The sequence below is a fragment of the Delftia sp. ZNC0008 genome (assembly GCF_000799035.1).
In the GTDB taxonomy this organism is placed as follows: Bacteria; Pseudomonadota; Gammaproteobacteria; order Burkholderiales; family Burkholderiaceae_C; genus Comamonas; species Comamonas tsuruhatensis.
Genome location: NZ_JTKZ01000742.1, coordinates 1 through 322 on the forward strand (window position 1 = coordinate 1; position 322 = coordinate 322).

At 64.3% G+C, this 322-nt stretch carries 1 protein-coding gene; it reads left to right on the top strand.

The window, feature by feature from the left end; genetic code table 11:
* The coding region (locus L995_RS24230; RefSeq protein ID WP_047473974.1) for an RHS repeat-associated core domain-containing protein at positions 1-322 on the top strand (322 nt) is incomplete at both ends.

Sequence of the window (322 nt, forward strand, 5' to 3'; positions counted from 1 at the left end):
CCACTGCGACCAGATCGGCGCCCCCCAGGAGCTCACCGACGAAGCCGGCCGCATCGTCTGGGCCGCAAGCTACAAGGTCTGGGGCCAGACACAGCAGTTGCAGTACCTGCGCACCGGCACGGACGATGCGGCGGTGTTCACCCACGACCAGCGCCCGCTGGCCCTGGCCGCCCAGGGTGAGGTACAAAGCCTTGCGCTGGTGGAGCAACCGCTACGGTTCCAGGGACAGTACTTTGACGGCGAGACGGGGCTGCACTACAACCGGTTCAGGTATTACGATCCTGTGGTGGGAAGGTTTGTGCATCAGGATCCGATTGGGTTG